Below are 7,871 nucleotides of genomic sequence, written 5' to 3' on the forward strand. Positions count from 1 at the left end.
TATTCATACTATATAAGATGAAAATTATTTTCATGTGTGTATATGTTTATGAAAATGTTTTATGTAACAGGAGGTTATAATGTTCAAAAATTTACAAAAAATTGGAAAATCTTTTATGCTTCCAATAGCTATTTTACCAGCCGCTGGACTACTTTTAGGAATTGGAGGAGCTCTTTCCAATGCAAATACAGTTAACGCTTATCCATTTCTAAATATCCCAATTTTACAGGGTATTTTACAGGTTATGTCCGCTTCTGGAGAGGTTATCTTTGCTAATTTAGCTCTTATTATGTGTATTGGGCTTGCTATTGGACTTGCTAAAAAAGATAAAGGAACAGCTGGATTAGCTGGTGCTGTTGCTTTTTTAGTTATGAATGCTTCTATAAAAGGTTTAATTACAGCTTTTAACCCTAAGGTTGGGTCTATTGATACAGGAGTTGTTGGGGCTATTGTTATAGGTTCTTTAGTAGCTTACTTACACAACAGATATAGTGATATTAAACTCCCTGCTGTTCTTGGTTTCTTTGGTGGTTCAAGATTTGTTCCCATCGTTTCATCTTTTACAGCCATTGGAATTGGTATAATATTTTTCCTAACATGGCCTACATTCCAGGGTTGGTTAACTTCAGCTGGAAAATCTATCGCTAGTTTAGGTGTATTTGGAACTTTCCTCTATGGTTTTCTTTTAAGATTAAGTGGAGCTGTTGGACTACATCATATGATATACCCTCTATTTTGGTATACAGAACTTGGTGGAACTGCTCAAGTTGCAGGAAAAACTATTGTTGGAGCTCAAAATATCTTCTTTGCTCAACTAGCTGACCCAAATCATGCTGGTTTATTTACTGAGGGAACTAGATTCTTTGCTGGGCGTTTTGCTACTATGATGTTTGGTCTACCTGCCGCATGTTTAGCTATGTACCACTGCACACCTTTAAATAAAAGAAAAGTTGTTGGAGGTCTATTTTTAGGGGCTGCTATAACATCTTTTATCACAGGTATCACTGAACCTATAGAGTTTATGTTTTTATTTGTTGCTCCTTGGTTATATGGAGTTCACGCCTTCTTTGATGGTTTATCTTTCCTAGTAGCTGATCTTTTAAATATCTCTATTGGAAATACATTCTCTGGAGGATTAATAGATTTCACTCTATTTGGTGTTTTACAAGGAAATGAAGCTACAAACTGGATGTATGTTCTTATAATTGGAGCTATCTGGTTCGCTCTATATTATTTCTCTTTTGTATTCTTAATCAAGCGTTTTAATATAGCTACTCCTGGTAGAGAAGGGGATGATGAAGAGATTAAGGTTGTCACTAAAGACTCTCTTTTTGAAACATCAAAAGAGGTTTTAGCCGCTCTTGGTGGAAAGGAAAATATAGATGATGTTGATGCGTGTATAACAAGACTTAGAGTTTCTGTTAAAGATGTTTCAAAGGTGGATAAAGCGAAGTTAAAGAGTCTTGGTGCTGCTGGAGTTTTAGAGGTACAAGGTGGAATACAGGCTATTTTCGGAGCTATGGCAGATCCTATTAAACAAAAAATAAATGAAATTATAGAAAATAACAACTAGGAGGATTTTATGAAAAGAGGTCTTATTGTATCATGTCAAGCACTGGAGAACGAGCCTTTACATAGTCCATTTATAATGGGAAGAATGGCTATCGCTGCTCAAATGGGTGGTGCAGTTGGAATTAGAGCAAATGGAGTGGAAGATATTCTTGAAATTAAAAAAATGATTGATCTACCTATTATTGGTATTATAAAAAAAGATTATGAGAATATGGTTTCATATATTACCCCTACAAAGAAGGAGTTGGATGAGCTTATTGCCACTGAGGTTGATGTTATAGCTCTTGATGCAACTATCAATGCCGATTTAGATCTTTTAAAATCTTTAAAGGTCAACTATCCAAATCAAAAATTTATGGCTGATATATCCACTGTAGAAGAGGGTATTCGTGCTGAAGAGTTAGGTTTTGATTACATTGGAACAACTTTAGTTGGGTATACAGAACAATCTAAGGGATTAAATAACTTTGATGTTCTTAAAGAACTTATATCAAAGTGTAAAACTCCTATAATAGCAGAGGGGAACTTTGATACCCCAGAAAAATCTAAATTGGCAATGGAATTAGGTTCCTATGCTGTTGTTGTTGGAGGAGCTATCACTAGACCACAACTTATCACTAAAAAATTTGCTGATGAAGTTAATAAAGTTAATTTTTAAATTTTAATAAAAAAGATAGAGTTTACTCTCTATCTTTTTTGTTTACAAAGTTAATAAATCTATCTATAGCTTCATTTAAAATATCCTCATCTTTTACTAGAGATATTCTTATATAGTTATCCATTCCAAAAGCTATTCCTGGAACTACTGCCACTCTTTCCTCTTCTAAAAGTTTTTTAGCAAAGTCTAAAGATGTTAAGTTTGTGATACCCTCCAGTGATATAAATATATAGATTGCACCCTTTGGTTCAATGGCAAATATATTTGCATCCTTTAATTTTTTATATACACTTTCAGCTCTTTTTTTATAGATTTCAACTTGGGAAGATATATCCTTACACTCCTTTAAAGCTGTAAGTGCCCCTTTTTGAGAGATTGCACTGGCTGATGTTACCGCATACTGATGTACTTTTATTAAGTAACCTCTCATTTTTTTACTCGCTATTACATATCCTATTCTCCACCCTGTTAAAGAGTGGGATTTTGAAAATCCATTGATTAAGATAACATTTTCTCTATATTCATCCTGTAAAAAACTATTGTGTTCCTCACCAAATATAATCTCACTATAAACTTCATCACTTATTATATATAGATGATTCTCTTTAGCAAATCTCAATATATCATCTCTATTTTCCTTAGAGATTATAACTCCAGATGGATTTGATGGATAGTTTACAATAATGGCCTTAGTCTTTGGTGTCATATATTTTTTTAAGGTTTCAACAGTTAATTCAAAGTTGTCATTTGATGTATCTATTTTTACTAACTTAGCCCCAGCTAGTGTTATTAAAGGCTCATATCCTGGGTATACTGGCAGTGGAGTTAAAACCTCATCCCCTGGTAGTATTATAGTTTTTATAGCTGTTGAAAGTCCCTCTGTACTCCCAACAGTTACAATTATCTCATCAGCTTCTATGCTTAAACCATATTTTTCCCTATAGTATTTCCCAATCTCCTCTCTTAACTCAATCATTCCACCTAGTTGTGGATAACCTAATTTTGCACTCTGCATATATTCAATAGTTTCATCTATTATTTTTTTAGGTTGTGGCAAATCTGGCTCTCCTATTGTTAAGTTAATTAAAGTTTTTTCTCCCCCTTCATACTCTTTACAAGCTTCAGCTATTTTTCTTATAACAGATATCTCTATTTTATCTAAATTTGGATTTACTTTTAGCATTTTGCCCCCTAACTATTTTTTCATTAAAATTTCGGCGATTTGTACCGCATTTGTTGCAGCTCCCTTTCTTATATTATCAGCTACAACCCAAAGGTTTAATCCCTTCTCTACACTAAAATCTTTTCTTAGACGCCCTATATAGACTTCATCTTTTCCACTGACTTCAGTGGATAATGGATATACACTGTTTGCTATATCATCCTGTAAAACTATTCCCTCAGTTTCTCTAAACTTAGCTTTTAACTCCTCTAAATCCACATCTTTTTCTAACTCAACATTTATAGAAACAGAGTGTCCATTTAAAACTGGTACTCTAACACAAGTCGCTGTTATTGGAAGATTTTTTTTATTTAGAATTTTTCTAGTTTCATTTATCATCTTCTCCTCCTCTTTAGTATACCCATTCTCTAAAAATGAGTCTATATGAGGTAAACAGTTATTAACTATTGGATGTGGATATGTCTTTGGCTCCTCTCCTCTCAACCCTCTTTGTAGATCCTCTATCCCTTTTATTCCACTTCCTGATACAGCTTGATAAGTTGAATAAACAACTCTTTTTATTCCATATAGGTCATCTATAACTTTCAGTGGAACTACCGATTGAATTGTAGAACAATTTGGATTGGCTATTATTCCATTATTTTTAAATATATCCTCTGGGTTTACCTCTGGAACAACTAATGGAACACTCTCATCCATTCTCCAAGCACTGCTATTATCCACTACTATAACACCTTTTTCACTCGCTATTGGTGCAAATTTTTTACTGATCTCTCCACCAGCTGAAAATAGAGCTATATCTATTGGTCTATCAAAACTATTCTCTGTAAGTTCCTCTATTATTAAAGTTTTTCCTTTATAAACAATCTCTTTTCCAGCTGAACGAGCTGAAGCAAAAAGATATAAATTATCTATTGGTAAATCCCTCTCCTCTAAAACTTTTAAAAAAGTTCCTCCTACAAGTCCACTTGCTCCTACTATTGCTACATTATACATTTTAGTCCCTCCATTATATTGAAAATACTTCTGCTAATTTTTCTACTACTTTTATTGTATCAGACTCTTTTACAATTAACGAGATAGAAATTTCAGATGTCGTACACTGATAAAATGATGAATCTATCTCAGCTAATACCTCAAAGACTTTTGCTGCAACACCAAAGTTACTAATCATTCCAATTCCAACTAGGGATATTTTTACAACTCCTGTTCTTTTTGTAACCTCAATCTCTGGTATCTCCTTTGCTATCTCTTCCAATGAATCATTTAGAAAGTGTTCATCTGTTAAAGGGCAAGTAAACCCTATACTTCCTTTTATATTTTCTACCTCATTTTGAGAGATCATATCCACATTGACACTATGTTTAGCTAAATTATTAAATATAATTGCAACATTTTTTGGAATTGCAGAAAAGTTTTCTAAATTAACCATTATCACATTTTTATTTATTGATATTCCTGTTACAGCTTTTTTTTCTATTATCTCATTATTATCACATATATATGTTCCTGTTTCAACTCCTAAAGTTTGACCCACGTAGATTCTAACTCCATATTTCTTCCCTATTTCAACCGCTCTTGTTTCCATTACTCCTGCACCTAAATTTGCCATCTCCATCATCTCCTCGTATGAAATCTTTTCAAGTTTTTTAGCATTTTTATAAACTCTAGGGTCTACTCCATATATTCCTGTAACATCTGTATATATCTCACATCCACATTTTAAAGCCGCTGCTAAAGCCACAGCACTTGTGTCTGAACCTCCTCTTCCCAATGTAGTTATATCTCCTTTTTCATTTATCCCTTGGAATCCAGCTACTATCACTATTTTCCCATCTTTTAAATGTTTTTCTATTCTATCTATTTTTATACTCTCTATCTTATTCTTAGTGTGCACTCCACCTGTTCTTATTCCAGCCTGAGCCCCTGTTAAAGATATCGCCTTATGTCCCAACTCTTTTAAAGCCATGCTTAAAAGAGCTATTGATTTTTGCTCTCCCGTTGATAAAAGTGAATCAAGTTCTCTCACATCTGGAGTATTTGAAATCTCTCTAGCTAACTTTATTAATTCATCTGTTGTCTTTCCCATAGCTGAAACAACTATTACAACTTCATCTCCAACTTTATAATTTTTAGCTATATCTCTAGCTATATCTTTTATCTTTTCTGTTGTTGCAACTGAGCTTCCACCAAATTTTTTTACTACTCTCATTAGTTCCTCCTTGGATGATATTAATAATAAAAAAACGATAGTTAAAAAATAACTATCGTTAAAAAATCTCATTCAACTATGTTAGCTTAAAAGAATAATCCACGATAGCACAACACCTATTAAGGTGACAGTTGTATAAATATTCTTTATACACCCAGCTCAATTCTCCTAGTGGGAATGGTTGAACTTCGGCGAACTTTCCTTTCAACAGATCTCTTTGATCCACTAATCTCAATCTGTTTACTTATAAATTTCGCAACCTCTATCAAAAATATTAATTTAAGGCAGAATATCATATTTTTTTTCAAATGTCAAAACTTTTTTCTTAGTAGTGCCTCTATTTTTATAGGTAGTCCAAAAAGATTTATGAATCCCTCTGCATCTTTTTGGTTATAAACACTATCTTTTTCAAAGGTTGAGTACTCCTCTGAATACAATGTAAATGGTGAAGTTGTTCCTGCTAAAATTATATTTCCTTTATATAATTTTAACTTAACCTCTCCAGTTACAAACTCCTGAGTTACATCTACAAAAGCTGTTATAGCCTTTCTCAAAGTTGTAAACCATTGTCCATTATAAACCAATTTAGAAAAATCATGAGCCAGTGCTATCTTTTCCTGATAGGTGTCTTTATCTAAACATAGTCTTTCCAACTCCTCATGTGCAAAGAATAAAATTGTTCCACCAGGAGTTTCATAAACTCCTCTGGATTTCATACCTACCAATCTATTTTCCACCATATCAAGTACACCTATTCCATGATTTCCACCTATTTTATTCAATTTTTTTATGATGTCCACTCCATTCATCTTCTCACCATTTAGTGCTACTGGAACACCTTTTATAAACTCAATTGCCACATATTCAGCCTCTTCATCAGCTTCTTCCAATGTTTTTACCCACTGTAAAACATTTTTATAATTTGGTTCCTTTGATGGGTACTCTAAATCAAATCCTTCATGACTCACATGGAATAAATTCTCGTCTCTACTATATGGAGATTTCTTAGGGAATGGTAGCATTATCCCTTTCTTTTCTAAATACTCAATCTCCTCCTCTCTCGATTTGATATCCCAAATACGCCAAGGAGCAATTATCTTTAAAGATGGGTCTAAAGCCTTTACAGCTAGTTCAAATCTCACTTGGTCATTCCCTTTTCCAGTGGCACCGTGAGCAATATACTTCGCTCCCTCTCTATGAGCTATCTCAACCAATGCTTTTCCAATTACAGGTCTTGCCATCGACGTTCCCAATAGATATTTATTTTCATATATAGCTCCAGCCTTAAGTGTTGGAAATATATACTCCTCCACAAACTCTTCAACTTTATCCACCAGATAAAATTTACTTGCACCTGTTAGATATGCTTTCTCTTCAATCCCTTTAAAATCCTCTGTTTGACCAACATTTACTGCAACTGCAATAACTTCATAGTCATAGTTCTCCTTTAACCAAGGCACTATAACTGATGTATCCAATCCCCCTGAATATGCTAGAATAACCTTTTCTTTCATTTTTTCTCCTCCTATTTAAAGTATTTTATTATTAGTTCGTCATAAATTCCCTCTGTTTTTATCTCCTCTAAAGCTTTATTTATCTGCTCAACTAACTCCTTTTTATCTTTTCCAACCGCTATGGCATATTTCTCTACCTCACTATCTAGCTCCACTATTTTTAATCCCTTATTTTTAGCTATATAGCTTTGAGCTGGGGCTGAATCCAGTATCATAGCATCTATTTTCCCTCCAGCTAATGCCATAATGGAGGCTGGAGCTGAATTGTATTGTACTTTATCAACCCCCTCCACTTTAGAGACCATTAGATCCCCTGTATACCCAAGTACAACTCCAACTTTTTTTCCCTTTAAAGAGTCCACATCAGTTATAGAGCTTTCGTTCTCTGGAACTATAATCACTTGATTTGCTATAAAATAATCATTTGAAAAATCAACAAATTGCTCTCTCTCTTTTGTTACTGTCATTCCTGCAATTATCAAGTCTATTTTATCTGTTTGAAGTGCTGGTAATAATCCATCAAAAGCTATATTCTTTATTTTTATCTCCTTACCAATTTTTTCCCCAACTTTATTTATCAGTTCAATATCAAATCCAACAATCTCCCCATTTTCCATGTATTCAAAAGGTGCAAATTCAGCATTTGTCCCCACATATAAAACCTCTTTAGCAAATAAAATCGTCCCCATTAAAACAAATAAAAAAACTCCAACTATTTTTTTCATAATACCC

7 protein-coding genes and 1 riboswitch are annotated in these 7,871 nt (G+C 33.5%); of the genes, 2 read left to right on the top strand and 5 right to left on the bottom strand.

What is annotated here, in order from left to right; genetic code table 11:
* Window positions 1–79 precede the first annotated feature (79 nt).
* A complete protein-coding gene (locus ACMOUI_RS08090; protein ID WP_418965219.1) occupies window positions 80–1,573 on the top strand; it encodes a PTS transporter subunit EIIC in 1,494 nt (497 codons plus the stop codon).
* Between the two features lie 9 nt (window positions 1,574–1,582).
* Window positions 1,583–2,230 (top strand): N-acetylmannosamine-6-phosphate 2-epimerase, encoded by a 648-nt coding sequence (locus tag ACMOUI_RS08095; protein WP_418965220.1) that lies wholly within the window; start codon window positions 1,583–1,585, stop codon window positions 2,228–2,230.
* 22 nt (window positions 2,231–2,252) lie between these two features.
* Here ACMOUI_RS08095 and ACMOUI_RS08100 read toward each other — a convergent pair whose 3' ends face one another.
* The 5 genes from ACMOUI_RS08100 to ACMOUI_RS08120 form a co-directional block, all read right to left on the bottom strand.
* Complete coding sequence (locus ACMOUI_RS08100; protein WP_418965221.1) at window positions 2,253–3,413, bottom strand: pyridoxal phosphate-dependent aminotransferase; 1,161 nt, start codon at window positions 3,411–3,413, stop codon at window positions 2,253–2,255.
* 12 nt (window positions 3,414–3,425) lie between these two features.
* Window positions 3,426–4,409, bottom strand: coding sequence for an aspartate-semialdehyde dehydrogenase (locus ACMOUI_RS08105; RefSeq protein ID WP_418965222.1), 984 nt, complete (start codon window positions 4,407–4,409; stop codon window positions 3,426–3,428).
* 13 nt (window positions 4,410–4,422) lie between these two features.
* Window positions 4,423–5,625 (bottom strand): aspartate kinase, encoded by a 1,203-nt coding sequence (locus ACMOUI_RS08110; RefSeq protein ID WP_418965223.1) that lies wholly within the window; start codon window positions 5,623–5,625, stop codon window positions 4,423–4,425.
* A gap of 97 nt (window positions 5,626–5,722) precedes the next feature.
* Window positions 5,723–5,898, bottom strand: a riboswitch (Lysine riboswitch).
* Window positions 5,899–5,936: 38 nt separating this feature from the next.
* A complete protein-coding gene (locus tag ACMOUI_RS08115) occupies window positions 5,937–7,139 on the bottom strand; it encodes an argininosuccinate synthase (RefSeq protein ID WP_418965224.1) in 1,203 nt (400 codons plus the stop codon).
* Window positions 7,140–7,150: 11 nt separating this feature from the next.
* Window positions 7,151–7,864 (bottom strand): basic amino acid ABC transporter substrate-binding protein, encoded by a 714-nt coding sequence (locus tag ACMOUI_RS08120; protein ID WP_418965225.1) that lies wholly within the window; start codon window positions 7,862–7,864, stop codon window positions 7,151–7,153.
* Window positions 7,865–7,871 lie beyond the last annotated feature (7 nt).

This window comes from Cetobacterium sp. (genome assembly GCF_048470075.1).
GTDB lineage: Bacteria > Fusobacteriota > Fusobacteriia > Fusobacteriales > Fusobacteriaceae > Cetobacterium_A.